18 protein-coding genes are annotated in these 15,542 nt (G+C 29.3%); 4 read left to right on the forward strand and 14 right to left on the reverse strand.

Annotated features, from left to right (window positions below):
* Positions 1–114 precede the first annotated feature (114 nt).
* Positions 115–1,404, reverse strand: coding sequence for an adenylosuccinate synthase (locus ACQPVP_RS16020; protein ID WP_430851641.1), 1,290 nt, complete (start codon positions 1,402–1,404; stop codon positions 115–117).
* 174 nt (positions 1,405–1,578) lie between these two features.
* Between ACQPVP_RS16020 and ACQPVP_RS16025 the strand changes: the two genes are divergently transcribed.
* The gene (locus ACQPVP_RS16025; protein ID WP_430851643.1) at positions 1,579–2,760 is read left to right on the forward strand and encodes an NAD(P)-dependent malic enzyme; all 1,182 of its coding nucleotides are present in this window, start codon (positions 1,579–1,581) and stop codon (positions 2,758–2,760) included.
* Positions 2,761–2,917: 157 nt separating this feature from the next.
* On the opposite strand, the gene proC is transcribed toward ACQPVP_RS16025, so the two are convergent.
* Positions 2,918–3,718 (reverse strand): pyrroline-5-carboxylate reductase, encoded by an 801-nt coding sequence (proC, locus tag ACQPVP_RS16030; protein WP_430851645.1) that lies wholly within the window; start codon positions 3,716–3,718, stop codon positions 2,918–2,920.
* A 132-nt stretch (positions 3,719–3,850) separates the two neighbouring features.
* Here proC and ACQPVP_RS16035 point away from each other — a divergent pair, with 132 nt between their 5' ends.
* Positions 3,851–4,144, forward strand: coding sequence for a hypothetical protein (locus ACQPVP_RS16035; protein ID WP_430851647.1), 294 nt, complete (start codon positions 3,851–3,853; stop codon positions 4,142–4,144).
* A 48-nt stretch (positions 4,145–4,192) separates the two neighbouring features.
* Here ACQPVP_RS16035 and ACQPVP_RS16040 read toward each other — a convergent pair whose 3' ends face one another.
* The 11 genes from ACQPVP_RS16040 to ACQPVP_RS16090 all read right to left on the reverse strand — a co-directional run bounded on the left by ACQPVP_RS16040 (position 4,193) and on the right by ACQPVP_RS16090 (position 12,917).
* A complete protein-coding gene (locus ACQPVP_RS16040; protein WP_430851649.1) occupies positions 4,193–5,530 on the reverse strand; it encodes a replicative DNA helicase in 1,338 nt (445 codons plus the stop codon).
* Positions 5,531–5,628: 98 nt separating this feature from the next.
* Positions 5,629–7,521 (reverse strand): Lon family ATP-dependent protease, encoded by a 1,893-nt coding sequence (gene lonC / locus ACQPVP_RS16045; RefSeq protein WP_430851651.1) that lies wholly within the window; start codon positions 7,519–7,521, stop codon positions 5,629–5,631.
* A gap of 12 nt (positions 7,522–7,533) precedes the next feature.
* On the reverse strand, positions 7,534–7,977 hold the full coding sequence (rplI, locus tag ACQPVP_RS16050) for a 50S ribosomal protein L9 (protein WP_430851653.1): 444 nt from the start codon (positions 7,975–7,977) through the stop codon (positions 7,534–7,536).
* A gap of 1 nt (position 7,978) precedes the next feature.
* The gene (locus tag ACQPVP_RS16055; protein ID WP_430851655.1) at positions 7,979–9,946 is read right to left on the reverse strand and encodes a DHH family phosphoesterase; all 1,968 of its coding nucleotides are present in this window, start codon (positions 9,944–9,946) and stop codon (positions 7,979–7,981) included.
* Positions 9,947–9,950: 4 nt separating this feature from the next.
* Positions 9,951–10,268: a MazG-like family protein gene (locus tag ACQPVP_RS16060; protein WP_430851657.1), complete on the reverse strand. Its 318-nt coding sequence runs from the start codon at positions 10,266–10,268 to the stop codon at positions 9,951–9,953.
* Between the two features lie 150 nt (positions 10,269–10,418).
* Positions 10,419–10,661: a 30S ribosomal protein S18 gene (gene rpsR / locus ACQPVP_RS16065; RefSeq protein WP_008676141.1), complete on the reverse strand. Its 243-nt coding sequence runs from the start codon at positions 10,659–10,661 to the stop codon at positions 10,419–10,421.
* A gap of 27 nt (positions 10,662–10,688) precedes the next feature.
* On the reverse strand, positions 10,689–11,147 hold the full coding sequence (locus tag ACQPVP_RS16070) for a single-stranded DNA-binding protein (protein WP_430851659.1): 459 nt from the start codon (positions 11,145–11,147) through the stop codon (positions 10,689–10,691).
* Positions 11,148–11,161: 14 nt separating this feature from the next.
* Positions 11,162–11,449: a 30S ribosomal protein S6 gene (gene rpsF, locus ACQPVP_RS16075; protein ID WP_430842985.1), complete on the reverse strand. Its 288-nt coding sequence runs from the start codon at positions 11,447–11,449 to the stop codon at positions 11,162–11,164.
* 108 nt (positions 11,450–11,557) lie between these two features.
* Complete coding sequence (locus ACQPVP_RS16080) at positions 11,558–11,743, reverse strand: DUF951 domain-containing protein (RefSeq protein ID WP_430851661.1); 186 nt, start codon at positions 11,741–11,743, stop codon at positions 11,558–11,560.
* A 15-nt stretch (positions 11,744–11,758) separates the two neighbouring features.
* The gene (locus ACQPVP_RS16085) at positions 11,759–12,667 is read right to left on the reverse strand and encodes a mechanosensitive ion channel family protein (RefSeq protein ID WP_430851663.1); all 909 of its coding nucleotides are present in this window, start codon (positions 12,665–12,667) and stop codon (positions 11,759–11,761) included.
* A 10-nt stretch (positions 12,668–12,677) separates the two neighbouring features.
* On the reverse strand, positions 12,678–12,917 hold the full coding sequence (locus tag ACQPVP_RS16090; RefSeq protein ID WP_430842979.1) for a DUF3343 domain-containing protein: 240 nt from the start codon (positions 12,915–12,917) through the stop codon (positions 12,678–12,680).
* A gap of 119 nt (positions 12,918–13,036) precedes the next feature.
* Between ACQPVP_RS16090 and ACQPVP_RS16095 the strand changes: the two genes are divergently transcribed.
* Together ACQPVP_RS16095 and yyaC are read left to right on the forward strand one after the other, a co-directional pair.
* Complete coding sequence (locus ACQPVP_RS16095; RefSeq protein ID WP_430851665.1) at positions 13,037–14,188, forward strand: aminotransferase class V-fold PLP-dependent enzyme; 1,152 nt, start codon at positions 13,037–13,039, stop codon at positions 14,186–14,188.
* Positions 14,189–14,236: 48 nt separating this feature from the next.
* Positions 14,237–14,827 carry a spore protease YyaC gene (gene yyaC, locus ACQPVP_RS16100; RefSeq protein WP_430851667.1) on the forward strand — a complete coding sequence of 197 codons (591 nt, stop codon included), beginning with the start codon at positions 14,237–14,239 and terminating at the stop codon, positions 14,825–14,827.
* 198 nt (positions 14,828–15,025) lie between these two features.
* On the opposite strand, the gene ACQPVP_RS16105 is transcribed toward yyaC, so the two are convergent.
* Positions 15,026–15,526 carry a DUF4446 family protein gene (locus ACQPVP_RS16105; protein WP_430851669.1) on the reverse strand — a complete coding sequence of 167 codons (501 nt, stop codon included), beginning with the start codon at positions 15,524–15,526 and terminating at the stop codon, positions 15,026–15,028.
* Between the last annotated feature and the right edge of the window lie 16 nt (positions 15,527–15,542).

The raw sequence follows: 15,542 nt of genomic DNA on the forward strand, positions 1-15,542 counted from the left end.
AGAGCAAGATATTAATTTATATCTTGCTCTTAGTAGATTTTTTTAAAACCAATTTCTTAACTTAATGACATTGGTCACACAGACAGCCCCTATATCATGTTACTATTATTCTATTTAAAGTTCTTTTGTTACTCTAATAGTTTGATCTCTTTTTGGTCCAACACCTACAATAGAAATTTTAGTTCCTGTAAGCTCTTCAATTCTTGTTAAATATTTTTTTGCATTTTCAGGTAGTTCATCATAGCTTCTAGCTTCTGCTACTTCTTCTCCCCATCCTTCAAATTCTTCATATACAGGTTCGCATTTTTCTAAATCTTTTAAGCTTGCTGGGAAGTAATCTATAACTTTTCCATTAAATTTATATCCTACACAAATCTTCAATTTATCAAGTCCTGCTAAAGTATCTATCTTAGTAACACATAATGATGTTAATCCAGAAACTCTAACTGTTGTTTTTAATATAACAGCATCAAGCCACCCACATCTTCTTGATCTACCAGTAGTTACTCCATATTCATGACCCTTTTCTCTTATCCATTCACCAATTTCATTATCTAACTCTGTTGGGAAAGGTCCTTTACCAACTCTTGTAGTATAAGCTTTTGCTATACCTACTGCATTAGTAATCATTGTTGGTCCAATTCCTGAACCACTAGCAACTCCGCAAGCAGTAGTATTGGATGAAGTTACATAGGGATAAGTACCATAATCTATATCAAGAAGCATTCCTTGTGCTCCTTCAAATAGTACAGTCTTATCTTCCTTTATTTCTTCATATAATCTTACAGATGTATCTTGAACATAAGGTCTTAATCTTTCAGCTAATTCTAGGTATTCTTTAAGAATTTCATCATAGTTTAGCTCTTCTCCATCTAGAACATTAACTATGTACTTATTTTTTGCTTCTATATTTTCTTTTAATTTTTCTTTAAATATTTCTTCATCTATAAGATCACAAATTCTAATTCCACATCTTTCAAATTTATCTGTATAACAAGGTCCTATTCCTTTTCCAGTTGTTCCTATGTCATTCTTTCCTCTTGATTTTTCTTTTAACTTATCTAGGATTTTATGATAAGGCATTATAACGTGAGCTCTATCACTTACTATAAGTTTATTTGGTGTAACTTTAACACCCTCTTCTTCTAAATAATCTATTTCTGTAAATAAAGCTTTTGGATCTACAACTACTCCATTACCAATGATATTTAATTTATTATCATATAGTATTCCTGATGGGATTAAGTGAAGTTTATATTGCTTGTCACCTACTTCAACAGTATGACCTGCATTATTACCTCCTTGGAATCTAACTATTACCTCTGCTTCTTCTGCAAGATAATCTGTCATCTTTCCTTTTCCTTCATCGCCCCATTGAGCTCCTAAAACAACAAATGCTGACATTAAATTGCCTCCTTGTATAAGGACTTAATTAGTCCCTTTTAATAAAATTAATTTACAAATACATATTAACAAAGTAAAAATAAACTTTCAACTTGTTTTGCGAATATTTTTTTGCATTATATATAAATAATTCGTATAATTAGTATATAAATAATTTATAGAAGGAGTTTATATATGAATATTTACGAAGAGTCTCTAAAATACCACGAAGAATTGAAAGGTAAGTATCAAATTAAATCTAATTGTAAAATAACTAACTCAAGAGATTTAAGCTTAGCCTATACCCCTGGAGTTGCTGAACCTTGTAGAGAAATATATAAAAACCCTGATTTAGCTTATACATATACAAGAAAATGGAATACTGTAGCAGTTATATCTGATGGTACAGCAGTTCTAGGTTTAGGCGATATTGGCCCATTAGCATCTATTCCTGTCATGGAAGGTAAATCAATATTATTTAAAGAATTTGCTGATGTAGATGCATTCCCTTTAGTTTTAGATACTAAAAATGTTGATGAAATAGTTGATACTATAGTTAGAATATCACCTTCCTTAGGTGGAATTAACCTTGAAGATATATCGGCCCCTAGATGTTTTGAAATAGAAAAAAAGTTAAAAGAAAAATTAGATATTCCAGTTTTCCATGACGATCAACATGGTACTGCTATAGTAGTTTTAGCTGGACTAATAAATGCACTAAAACTTGTAGAAAAAGAAATTGAAAATATAAAAATAGTTATAAACGGTGCTGGATCTGCTGGTACGGCAATTTGCAAATTACTTATATCATTTGGTGCTAGAGATATACTTGTTTGTGACAAAACAGGAATTATTAATAGAGATATGGATTCTTTAAATGATTCTATGAAAGAATTATCTTTAATAACTAATAAAGATAATATTAAAGGAAGCTTAAAAGATTCCTTAATTAATGCAGATGTATTTATAGGAGTATCTGCTCCTAATTTAGTAAGCAAAGAAATGGCCCTTACTATGAATAAAGATGCTATAATTTTTGCTATGGCAAATCCAACTCCTGAAATATTCCCTGAAATAGCAAAAGAAGCAGGCATAAAAGTTATTGGAACAGGAAGATCAGATTTTCCAAACCAAGTTAATAATGTGTTAGCCTTCCCTGGAATATTTAGGGGTGCTTTAGATGTAAGAGCAACTGAAATTAATGAGGAAATGAAAATTTCCGCTGCTCATGCCATTGCTAACTCAGTTAAACATGAAGATTTAGATTATGATTTTATACTACCTAAAGCCTTTGATCTTACTGTTCAAAAGGCAGTTTCAGATGCAGTTAAGGAAACTGCTATAAAAACCGGTGTATCTAAACTTTATAATAAATAGCCAATAGTATTAGCTTCTAACTAATTTAAATTAATTAACACAGAAATTATTCATATAATACCTAAGTATGTGGTATTATTTCATTTACTTTTTATAAAAAATAATAGAATGCTAATGGAAGTGATTAACGAAATAGGCATTCTATTATTTATTAAATTTACATTCTTTGGGACTTTTCAGCACATTTTTCTAAGGCTTTAATTATTGTACTTCTAAAACCACCATTTTCAAGCTCTGTTACTGCTTCTATAGTTGTACCTGCTGGTGAACAAACCATATCCTTTAATTCCCCAGGATGCTTTCCAGTTTCTAAGGCAAGCTTTGCTGATCCTAATACAGCTTGTTCAGCCATCTTATATGCCTTATTTCTTGGAATACCAAGCTTAACAGCTGCATCTGCCATAGCTTCTATAAACATAAATACATATGCTGGTGAAGATCCACATAATGCAATAAATCCATGAAAATATTTTTCTTCTAATATTTCACATTTTCCAAACATATTAAATATATTACAAATCTCTTCTAATTCATCTTCTTTTATATTTTTATTTGGACAAATAGCAGATATTGCCTCGCCTACTAAAGCTGGAGTATTTGGCATAGTTCTAATTATCTTATAATTATTTTCTAGCCATTCTTCCATATCATTCATTGATATTCCAGCTGCTATTGAAATAATTATAGTTTCTTTACTTATTTCTTCTTTTATATCTGATAATACACTCTTAAATATATTTGGTTTTATTGCTAAAAATAATATATTTGAATTCCTTGCAACTTCTTTATTATCTAATGTAGTTTTTACTGCAAACTCCTTTTCAATATCATTTTTAGATTTTTCACTTCTAGTTGATACTAAAATATCTTCTTTAGCTATTTTTTTTGAATTTAAAATTCCTCCAAGAATAGCTTTTCCCATATTTCCGCATCCTATAAAGCCTATTTTTTTATTCATTGCCTTCACTTCCTTAAAAATATTTATTGTAAATAAATTTCTTATTTTTTTATAATTTATAAACTTCACCATTATACTCATAGGATAGCTTTATCATTAAGTTACAAACTATTTATATAAGGAGGGATAGTTATGAAAAATGATTTAATAAAAATTAATTCTTTTACTGAAAATACAAAGCCTATTATTAAAGTAATAGATAAGGATAGTTTTTACGACATATATATTTTTCTTCGAGACCTTACCAAAGATGAGATTATATTAAAGTACATAAACAACTTTCTTATATTAAACCTCTCCTTAAAGAATAAGTATAATGATTTAGTAAATTTCAAAAGAATCTTATACTTAAATAAAGTAAATATAGATAAAATACAAAATTCAGTACAAGCTAATTTAATTTATTTAAAAATTCCTAAAAATTAAAAGAATAGGCTGTATCAATAAATTTTAATTGATACAGCACCCTATTATCTACTCTTTATAAACTAGCTCTAAATTAGCAAATTTACTATGAGCTCCAATCCAAGCCATTTTAACTGTCCCAACTGGACCATTTCTTTGCTTTGCTATTATGCATTCACCTATATTTTTATCTTCTGTTTCTTTGTTATAATATTCATCTCTATATAAGAACATAACAACGTCAGCGTCCTGCTCAATAGACCCAGATTCTCTTAAGTCTGAAAGCATAGGTCTATGATCAGCTCTTTGTTCAGGGGCACGGGATAGCTGTGATAAGGCTATAACTGGGCATTCCATTTCTTTAGCTAAAGCCTTTATAGATCTAGATATTTCAGACACTTCTTGTTGTCTACTTTCACTACCTGAACTACCGCTCATTAATTGAAGATAGTCAATAAGTATCATATCTATACCATGTTCCATTTTAATTTTTCTACATTTAGATCTCATCTCCATAACACTAAGACCTGCAGTATCATCTATGTATATTCTAGCCTTAGATAAAGGTCCTGTAGCCCTTGCTATCCTCTCCCAATCATCGTCGTCTAAGTTACCAGTTCTAAGTTTTAACATATCTACATTAGCTTCTGAACAAAGTAATTTATATGCTAGCTGTTCCTTTGACATTTCCAGAGAAAATATAACTACACTTTTTCCTTCTCTTAAAGCTGCGTGCTCTGCAATATTAAGTGAGAAAGTTGTTTTTCCCATAGAAGGTCTTGCAGCAATAAGTACCATATCTCCCTTTTGAAACCCTGATGTTTTTGCATCTAAATCCCTTATACCTGATCCAACTCCAGTAATTGATCCTTTATTATTAAACAATCTTTCAATTTCTAAGAATCCTCTTTCTAATACATTTGCTAAAGGTTCATAGTCATTAGATCCTTGTTTTTCTGCTAAGTCAAAAATTTTCTTTTGAGCTAAGTCTAATACCTCTTCTACTTTATCTTGCTTATTATAACTTTCTTCTATAATATTAGTTGCTGATTTAATTAGCTTTCTTAAAGTTGATTTTTCTTCTACTATTTTAATATATGCTTCTAAGTTAGCAGTTGTAATAACTGATGAGCTTACTTCTGATATGTAAGTAACTCCTCCAGCCTTTTCTAGCATATCTGTTGATTTTAAGTATTCTAACAAGGTTACAAGGTCAACAGCCATATCCTTAGAAAACATCTCTCTAACAGCCTTAAATATAACCTTATGACCATCTCTATAAAAATCTTCCTCATTTAATTTTTCTAAAGCTTTTGCTATTGCACTTTTATCTATTATCATAGCTCCAATAACAGATTGTTCGGCTTCTAAACTTTGAGGTAAGCTTCTCATTATTGGTGTATCCAATTTGTAACCTCCTTCCTTTCCATAATAAATACATTATATCAAAAATTTTTATTGTATAGAACAAAATTAAGCTTCCAAATAAGGAAGCTTAATTTTAATTATTTTTCAAATACTATATCCATTAATTCTTCAATTCTGCTTATAGATTTAACTTCTATATCATTTAAATCAGATGGAACCTCTTTTTCATTTGCCTTAGGAACAACTACAAGTTTAATACCTTTTCTCCTTGCTCCATAAATCTTTTCGAAAATTCCACCTACAGGTTTAATATTACCTCTTAATGATATTTCACCAGTTATAGCTACATCCTGTCTTATAGGCTTTTCAAGTAAGGCACTTATTATAGCAATAGTAATAGCTGCTCCAGCTGATGGCCCATCAATTCTTCCACCACCAACAACATTTACATGAATATCATAATCCTTTATATCCTTATCTGTAAGTTTTCTAATAACTGAAGCTGCATTAAATACCGAGTCTTTTGCCATAGATCCTGCTGTGTCATTAAACTTAATAATACCCATTCCAGGCTTTTTAGATTCAAATGCCACTGCTTCTATTTCTAAAGTTGATCCTAGGAATCCACTTACTCCTAATCCATAAGTATGACCTACTTCATAGCTTTCTACCTCATCAATTGTTTCATAAGGAACATATCTTCCAATAGAAATAACTTCTTCAACATCTTTTAATGTTATTATGTTATTTTCTTCTTTTTTATCATTATATAGAGAGTATCCATAGGCATCAGCTAATATATTTACAGCCTTTCTACCCTCAATAGTATATCTACTAATAAATTCAGCAACTCCATCTTCTAAATTTACATCTAGCTTCTTAGATGCACTTTCTATTATTCCAATTATATCTGTTGCTGATAAAGGTTCAAAATAAACCTCAGTACATCTAGATCTTAATGCAGGATTTATTCTTCCTGGTTCTCTAGTAGTTGCTCCAATTAAAACAAAGTCTGCTGGAGCCCCTTTTTCAAAAAGATACTTTACATATTCTGGAGTGTTTTCATCATCTGGATCATAATATGAAGATGAATACTCAACTCTCTTATCTTCTAAAACTTTCAATAACTTATTTTGAAGAATGTCATCTAACTCTCCAATTTCATCTATGAATAAAACTCCGCCATGAGCTTCTGTTACAAGTCCTGTCTTTGGCTCTGGTACCCCAACTTCCGCTAAATCCTTTTTACTTCCTTGATAAATCGGATCATGTACAGATCCTAATAATGGATTTGTAATTTCCCTTGGATCCCATCTTAATGTAGTTCCATCAACTTCAACAAATTTTGAATCATTATCAAAAGGAGTAAAGTTTAACTTTTTAGCTTCTTCTAATGCAAGTCTAGCTGCTGAAGTTTTACCTATTCCAGGAGGTCCATATAAGATTATATGTTGTGGATATGGTGATGACATTTTTGAAATTAAAGATTTTATAGCTCTTTCTTGACCAACTATTTCATCAAAAGTTTCTGGTCTTAAAAGACTCATAACATTCTTATTTATTTTCTTAGCATCTAACTCTTCTAATTTTTCTAACTTTTTAGTAGTCTTAGAACTTTCAGGTCCCTTTTGTTTTTTAATTATAGATAATTTTATATCATCCATGAACTTATCTTGTCTTTCTTGAAGAGCCTTTTCAACTTGTGTTTCTACTTTATTTTGAACATATTTTCTTGCTATATTCTCTGATATATAATAAATTGTATCCTCTAACACACCACGTAATTCTTCTTCATTTGGAACTGTCTTAATGCCCTTTCCATCTGAAGCAATTACATTTAAAGCATATATCCTTTCACATATATTAGGTGAGCCTATATATTTTTGCAGCTTAAATCTTACTGTTCTAGCTCTTACTGCTCCCTCATCTAATACATTATTTAATATTTGATTTATTACATTTACTTGTGCATCTAAAGATAACTCACTGTCTAATAAACTATCTATATTTGTTTCGTCGTAAGTCTTCAAACTTAGTCCCCCTTATGATTGCTCTACAATGGTTACTTTCATCTTAGTAGACACCTCAGGATATATTTTAATTTCTATATCATAACTGCCTGCAACCTTTATTGTATCCATAACAATTTTCTTTTTATCTATTGATAACTTAAATTCTTTATTTATTAACTCTGCTACATCTTTACTAGTTATAGCACCAAATAATCTTCCATTATTTCCCTTAGCTTCAATCTTAACTTCTTTTCCTTTTAATTCTGAAGCTAATTTTTGAGCTGCCTCAATTTCAGCTAATTTTTTCTTTCTTTCATTTTCCTTTTTAGCATTTAACACATGCATATTTGCACTAGTTGCTTCTTCTGCTAATTTCCTAGGAAATAAATAATTTCTTGCATATCCATCTGATGCTTCTATAACATCACCTTTTTTACCTAATTTTTTAACATCTTGTAATAATATTACCTTCATGTTATTCACCAACCTTCAATTGTTTTTCTATTGATTTTTTAAGTATTTCTTTAGCTTCATTTATTGAAGTATTTTTCAATTGTGCTCCAGCCATATTCATATGACCTCCGCCTCCTAATTCTTCAAGAATTACTTGAACATTAGTATCTCCAATTGATCTACCACTAATCACTACATCATCGCCAATTTTTATTAATACAAAGCATACGTTAATTCCTGATATATTTAATAATTCATCTGCTGCTCTAGCTGCCATAAATGATTTTTTTAAACCCTTTGGCGCAATTGCTATAGCTAAGCCATTTTTTACTTCAGCTGATTTTATAGTCTCAGCTATAATTAAAAAATCTTGTAAATTATCCATAAACATTTTTTTAACTTCTATAGTATCTGCTCCTATAGCTCTTAAAAATGAAGCTGCATCAAAGGTTCTTACTCCAGTTTTAAAGGAAAATCCTTTAGTATCCATAAATATACCTGCTAGTAATCCTTCTGCTTCAATTTTTGTTAGATTCGGTTTTTGAACCATATATTGAATAACTTCTGTAACCATCTCTGATGTTGATGAAGCGTATACTTCTATATAATTTAATATTGCCCCTTCAACTATATCTGGACTTCTTCTATGATGATCTATAATTATCTTTCTTTGAGCTTTTTCAATTATTCTCTTATCTAATATATATCCCGTATTATGAACATCAACTATTATAAGTAATGTTTTTTCATTAATTTGATCATATGCCTCTTCAACTGATACAAAAAGATTATCATACCTAGAATCTTTTTTTAATTTTTCTAAAAAATAATCTATAGCAGCAGTTTCATTTCCTAATATTATGTTGCATGGTTTTCCTAATTGCCTAACTATTGAAGACAATCCTAATGATGATCCAAAGCAATCCATATCAGGATTCTTATGTCCAATAATAAATACATTGCTACTTTCATATATTAATTCTTTCAAAGCATGAGAAATAACTCTAGCCCTAACTCTTGTTCTTTTTTCTATTTCTCTGGTATTGCCTCCAAAAAACTTAATCTTTTCATTATTTTTAATAGCAACTTGATCCCCACCTCTACCTAAAGCTAATTCTTTAGCTGTTGTTGCAAAGTTACTATTTTCTAAAGGACATGTACCTCCTCTGCCTACACCTATACTTAATGTTACCTCAAATTTATTTCCTCTATCTATTTCGGAAACCTCATCTAAAATTGAAAACTTATTGTTTATTTCTTCATCAATATATTTATCTTGCACTGATAAAACATATTTATTAGACTCATACTTTGTTATCATAGCCTTAAGTCTTTGAGCATATGCATTTATTGTTTTTTCAACTTCTGCCACTAACATAGGTCTGTCACTTTCCATAGTAGTTTCTAACACTTCTGATAAATTATCTACTTCTATAAGCATAATACTTTCTTTAGTATTTTCCATATTTTTATTATTGCTTATATCATTAAAATAAACTACATATAAATTTTCACCTAACTTGCTATTTTCAATTCTACTTGCATACACTTTATAGAAGGAATCTAATATTTTAATTTTTTGATGTAAATCCCTATCACAAGTTAATAATCTAGAAAGATTTAATCCTCTTGCAATGCTGACTACATTTAATCCTAATGGATCTTCATCTGGAGTAAACTTCTGAAATTCTTTATTGTTCCAAATAATTTCTCCTGATTCCCTTATTAAAGCAACTGGAAATATTAAGTTTAGAATATTATCATCAATATCTTTATTTATTATTTCTCTTACTCTCTCAATATTATCCTCTTCTTTTTCATAGTTTCCATATTCACTAATAGTAAAGGCTATGAATATAATTAATAGTAAAGTTCCTAAAAGAGTACTTTTTATATAGTAAAATCCTATGCAAGCTCCTATAAACATAATTGGTGTAATTATCGGTTTAATTATTTCAATCCCTTTTTCAAATAATTTTTTCCATTCCATAAGCTTAATGGTGCTCCTTTAAATGTAATTGAAGTTTACTTAAACTCCTTCCATCACTTTCATATTCATGGCCTTCTGCAATTCCTACTTGTAGATTTTTCTTCATATCATCATCTACATCTTTACATGAATATCCAAGCTTTTGGGCTAATACATATAAAATAATTATAGCTCCTGATATACAGTTTAAAATTGCATCTTGAGCTACATTACTTCCCTTAGTTAATAAATGATAGAACTCTCCGATTATACATAACAGGTTTGCTTTAAGCCTTTCTATCATTTTTATATTGGCCATTATATTTAAATCATCTCTCTTCACCCTGCTCACCCCTATACTAATACCCTTGTATCTATATTTTAAATATATTTGACTTTTAATGCAACATCTTATAGAGTTAATTACATATTTTGTAAAATTATTTTGTATTAGTATAACAAAAAACCCCTGACAAGCCAGGGGTTAATTATTTTACTCAGTTGTAAATGGTAATAATGCTATATTTCTTGATCTCTTTATAGCAGTTGTTAATTCTCTTTGGTGCTTAGCGCAAGTACCAGAAATTCTTCTTGGTAATATCTTACCTCTTTCTGTTACGAACTTTCTTAGCTTAGTAATATCTTTGTAATCTATTGCTTCAGCTTTTTCTACGCAAAAAGCACAAACTTTTCTCTTAGATCTTCTCATTTTTCCAGATCTCTTCATATCTTTCATGCTAATTCCCTCCTTTTTTATAGACTATTAGAAAGGCATATCTCCATCATCTACAGGAGTCATGTCCTCCTCAAAATTCATTCCACCAAAATCATTTGATGAATTTGAATAATCAGAACCTGTAGAAGCACCAAATCCATTATTATATGAACCTTGGTCTCTTCCAGCACCACCATTGTTACCTGATCCAATGAATTCAAAAGAATCTACAACTACATCTGTTGTATATCTCTTAGTTCCATCCTTAGCATCATAACTACCAGTTCTAATGCTTCCAGTAACAGCTAGTTGTCTGCCCTTAGTAAGATATTGTGCTATTGTCTCACCAGTTTTACCAAAAGCTATGCAATTGATAAAATCAGTTTCATCCTTCTTGAAAGGTCTTGTTACCGCTAAACTAAATCTAGTAACAGCAGTACCACTTCCAGCAGCAAAGTTTAGCTCTGGATCTCTAGTCAGTCTTCCAATAAGTATTACTTTATTCATTACAATATCACCTCTTACGCTTCTTGTTTAACGATGATGTGTCTTATAACACCATCAGTAATTCTGAATACTCTGTCTAATTCTTTAGGTAGTTCTGAATCAGCATTGAAGTTGATTAATGTATAGAAACCTTCGTTAACTTTTGCGATTTCGTAAGCAAGCTTTCTTCTACCCCAAACGTCAACATTTTCTACAGTTCCTCCACCGTTTTCTATTACACCCTTAAACTTTTCGATTGCAGCTTTACAAGCTTCTTCGTCGAATGATGGGTGTAGTATGAATATAGTTTCGTACTTTCTCATCATTTTCACCTCCTCCCCTCGGACCTTGGCTGTGCTTTACACAGCAGGGATTACAATTAAATATTTTAACATTTTTTAATTTTCTTTGCAAGATATAATTAAAAAATGTTACGAATTTACTACTTTTTTGGCATCTTTTTGAAATTTGCTTCTAGGAAGCATTATTATTCTCCCACAACAAGTGCATTTAATCTTTATATCTGCTCCTAATCTTATCACTTCAAATTCCTTACTTCCACAAGGATGTTGTTTTTTCATTTCTACTATATCACCTAAATCAAAAGTTTCTATCATTATAGCCCTCCTAAATTACTTAATATTATTATTTACTAATTGAGTTTTTGGATATGGAATTTCAACATTAGCCTCATCTAAAGCAACTTTGATGTCTTTTCTTAGATCTCTTTCCATTTTCCATTGAGACATTGGTTTTGATTTTCCAACTACTCTTATGGTGATTCCAGAAGCATTTAATGAAATTGCTCCTAATACTTCTATTTCATTTCTAATATCCTCTTTATTTTTTTCTTCGAAATTTTTACATGTCGATTTAATAATATTAATTGCATTATCTATATCTTCTTCATAAGCAATTTCTACATCAACTATAAACCTCATGTCACCTCTAGAATGATTTGTGACTTCTGTTACAGATCCATTTGGTAAATTATGTGTATCCCCACTAAAATCTTTTAAAACAGTAGACCTTATTCCTATATTTTCCACAATACCACTATATGCTCCTATAGTTACATAATCTCCTACTCCATATTGATCTTCAAATAATATAAAAAATCCATTTATTATATCCTTGACTAAACTTTGTGCTCCTATACCAACTACAAACCCTACAGCACTTAAAACACCAGCAGAAACTTTAAATGTACTTCCAATTATAATAGCAGCACCTGAAAAATAAACTGCGTATTTTAATGAGCTTTTAAGTATGGCTCCAACTGTAAATGCCTTCTGCTTATCCATTGAAAAACTTCTCTTACTATTGGCCTGATTATTAACAAACCTATCTATTGCCTTGTCTCCTATTTTTATAATTAAGTACATAATAACTATTAATATTATTAGTGATATAACTTTACTTATTACAAATCCTGCTCCAGATATTGAACTTTCAACAACTTTATCCCAGTCAACATTTAAAGAAAGTCTTCCGGTAAGCTCATCCTTAGTCGTAGTAACCCAAGTCAAATAATTATTCATGCTATCTCTCCTATACTACTTCTTTAAATCCATTTTCTTCTTTAATATAAATGTTTTTATATCTTATAATATTCCTTTCAATTATCTCATCTATGTATTTTTTATCTTCTATTCTAACACATATTCCACAACTTTGAGTTATAGCTGTAGGGGTTGGCATCATTTTAAAGATATAATTTTCTTCTTTCAATGCTTTTTCTCCATTCATTGCATCAAGAGTATTCTTAAAAACTATAATATAATATTTCATGTTTTCCTCCTTAATAATTTATATTTATATTTAATTATATTATATATATTTTTGTAAATGAAGATAATATATTCTATAATTTTAATATAGTTTAATATTTTTATAAAGGAGTTACTTTCATGAATAATATATACTTGGATAACGCTGCCACTACATTTCCTAAGCCTAAAAGTGTGGTTGATTCTATATATAATTTTTTAACTGATATAGGTGGAAATCCTGGTCGCTCTAATCATGAGAACGGTCTTCAATCTAATAGATTATTGTTAGAAGCTAGAGAAACTATTGCTAACTTTTTTAATTTTGAAAATATAGATAATGTTATTTTTACTAATAATATAACAACATCTCTAAATACTTTAATTAATGGCTGTTCACGAAAAGGAGACCATATTATTACATCTTCTATGGAACATAATTCAGTACTGAGACCTTTAGTTAATTTAAAAGAAAATAATATAATTGAATTAGATATAATAAAAGCAGATAAATTTGGATTTATTAATGTTGACGATTTTAGAAATATGATAAAACCAAATACTAAATTTATAATTTTAACTCAAGCATCTAATGTTACAGGTAGCATTCAACCTATAATTGAAATAGGTGAACTCTGCAAAGAAAATAATATTCATTTAATACTTGATGCTGCACAAGGAGCTGGAGTTTTAAATGTAGACTTTCAAAAACTTAATTTAAGTGCAGTAGCTTTCACTGGGCACAAAAGCTTATTTGGTCCACAAGGTATAGGAGGCTTCATTATTAGTGATGAATTAAATAAAATATGTAATCCATATATATTAGGCGGAACAGGCAGTCTTTCTCATTCCCTTATCCAGCCAGATTTTTTACCAGATAAATTCGAGTCAGGTACACTTAATATGCCAGGTATAGTTGGACTAATGGAAGGAATTAAATTTATAAAATCAGAAGGTTTGAAAACTATCTATGAAAAAAATAAATTTTTAAGAAATCAATTAGTCTCAGGATTAAGAAATATGAATAATATCATTTTATATGAAGATATTAATAACCATAATTATACATCCTGTGTATCTTTTAATATTAAAGGAATTAATACTGCTGAATTATCATTTATGTTAGATAGTGATTTTGGAATAAAAAATAGATCTGGACTGCATTGTGCCCCTCTTGCTCATGAAACCATAGGGAGTTTCCCTACAGGAACTGTAAGATTGAGTCTTAGTTATTTTAATAATAAAGAAGATATTGAATATACATTAAATTCATTAAGTAAAATATCAAAATGAATACTAACCTCCCTTATTGTCAATAATTTTAATAAGGGAGGTTTTTTTATGATTTTACAAAATAAATTAAGTATAGACTCATTATTTCCAAGTTCCTATATTGAGCTTGGAGAATTTTTATATAGAAATCTAAAAGAAATTATTAAGGATAATAGAAATGTAGTTTTCTTGTGTATAGGTACTGATAGATGTACGGGAGATTCTCTTGGTCCATTAGTTGGCTATAAGTTAAAATCATTTTATAAAGGACTACCTAAAAATAATATCTATATTTATGGTTCATTAGAAAGTCCAGTTCATTCTAAAAACATATTGGATATAATAGATAAAATAAAGATGAACTTTAATAATGCATATATAATAGCTATAGATTCCCGTCTTGGTAAAATTAATAACATTGGAAAAGTATTTATAGAAAATAAACCAATTTCACCTGGACTTGCGCTAAATAAAAATTTACCTCCTGTTGGAGATTTAAGTATTACTGGAATTGTTAATATATCTGGAAACTATGAATTTATAATATTACAAAATACACGATTATATACTGTTATGTCCTTAGCAGATTGTATATCCAAAGGTATAATTTATTTTATAAAAAAAGCTATAGATACCTCGGATTCACTAGCACTATATTAAGCAAAAATATATTTCTATATAATTTTTCCTATTAAATTATATTTACTACAAAATCATATAATTATTAGAAGCATTCTAAGCTAAAATAATTAAATTATAAATTATTACTGGCAACGTAAGAGTTTTATACCTTATTTGTATAAAAATGAGCTATTACAAAACTAATGATTTAGTTTTGTAATAGCTCATTTAAATATACTACTTTTTATTTATAGCTTCATTTAAAACGTATGATTCTTCTTCTGATAATTCATATCTGGATATTCCCTTATCAACAGGCTTTGCATAAGTAGTACTATCATGTCTTGAATAAATTCCTGTAATTAATACTCCATCATTATATGAATCTAATATAGCTACAGAGAAGCTTAAGTCGCTACCTACATCTGGGAAAGCTTTATATCTCATTATTGCTACTTTATTTACACAACCTTTAATTTCCTCTTTAATAACTTCACACTCATTAATTGCTTTTTGTGATTTAGCCATAACTTTATCAATTTCATCTAACTTTGATGTGATAAGATCTTCAAGATTTTTAGATTTTACCCCTCTCATGAGCCTTGCATATCTCTTTTCAAGTTTATTAGTAGATCTCATTAATGAAATAACTAGAATGAAAAGTAAGAATATAATTACCAATAATCCAATAAGTATAAAAGCAATGTTTTCATTTATTATATTAATTAAATACTCCACTTTAAGTGCTCCTTCC

The sequence above is a fragment of the Clostridium nigeriense genome, assembly GCF_050585265.1.
In the GTDB taxonomy this organism is placed as follows: domain Bacteria; phylum Bacillota; class Clostridia; order Clostridiales; family Clostridiaceae; genus Clostridium; species Clostridium nigeriense_B.

What these genes read in the sequence shown, in the direction of transcription:
- ACQPVP_RS16020 (WP_430851641.1), bottom strand. Translation starts at nt 1,404, where the DNA reads ATGTCAGCATTTGTTGTTTTAGGAGCTCAATGGGGCGATGAAGGAAAA.
- ACQPVP_RS16025 (WP_430851643.1), top strand. Translation starts at nt 1,579, where the DNA reads ATGAATATTTACGAAGAGTCTCTAAAATACCACGAAGAATTGAAAGGT.
- proC (WP_430851645.1), bottom strand. Translation starts at nt 3,718, where the DNA reads ATGAATAAAAAAATAGGCTTTATAGGATGCGGAAATATGGGAAAAGCT.
- ACQPVP_RS16035 (WP_430851647.1), top strand. Translation starts at nt 3,851, where the DNA reads ATGAAAAATGATTTAATAAAAATTAATTCTTTTACTGAAAATACAAAG.
- rplI (WP_430851653.1), bottom strand. Translation starts at nt 7,977, where the DNA reads ATGAAGGTAATATTATTACAAGATGTTAAAAAATTAGGTAAAAAAGGT.
- ACQPVP_RS16055 (WP_430851655.1), bottom strand. Translation starts at nt 9,946, where the DNA reads ATGGAATGGAAAAAATTATTTGAAAAAGGGATTGAAATAATTAAACCG.
- rpsR (WP_008676141.1), bottom strand. Translation starts at nt 10,661, where the DNA reads ATGAAAGATATGAAGAGATCTGGAAAAATGAGAAGATCTAAGAGAAAA.
- ACQPVP_RS16070 (WP_430851659.1), bottom strand. Translation starts at nt 11,147, where the DNA reads ATGAATAAAGTAATACTTATTGGAAGACTGACTAGAGATCCAGAGCTA.
- rpsF (WP_430842985.1), bottom strand. Translation starts at nt 11,449, where the DNA reads ATGAGAAAGTACGAAACTATATTCATACTACACCCATCATTCGACGAA.
- ACQPVP_RS16080 (WP_430851661.1), bottom strand. Translation starts at nt 11,743, where the DNA reads ATGATAGAAACTTTTGATTTAGGTGATATAGTAGAAATGAAAAAACAA.
- ACQPVP_RS16085 (WP_430851663.1), bottom strand. Translation starts at nt 12,667, where the DNA reads ATGAATAATTATTTGACTTGGGTTACTACGACTAAGGATGAGCTTACC.
- ACQPVP_RS16090 (WP_430842979.1), bottom strand. Translation starts at nt 12,917, where the DNA reads ATGAAATATTATATTATAGTTTTTAAGAATACTCTTGATGCAATGAAT.
- ACQPVP_RS16095 (WP_430851665.1), top strand. Translation starts at nt 13,037, where the DNA reads ATGAATAATATATACTTGGATAACGCTGCCACTACATTTCCTAAGCCT.
- yyaC (WP_430851667.1), top strand. Translation starts at nt 14,237, where the DNA reads ATGATTTTACAAAATAAATTAAGTATAGACTCATTATTTCCAAGTTCC.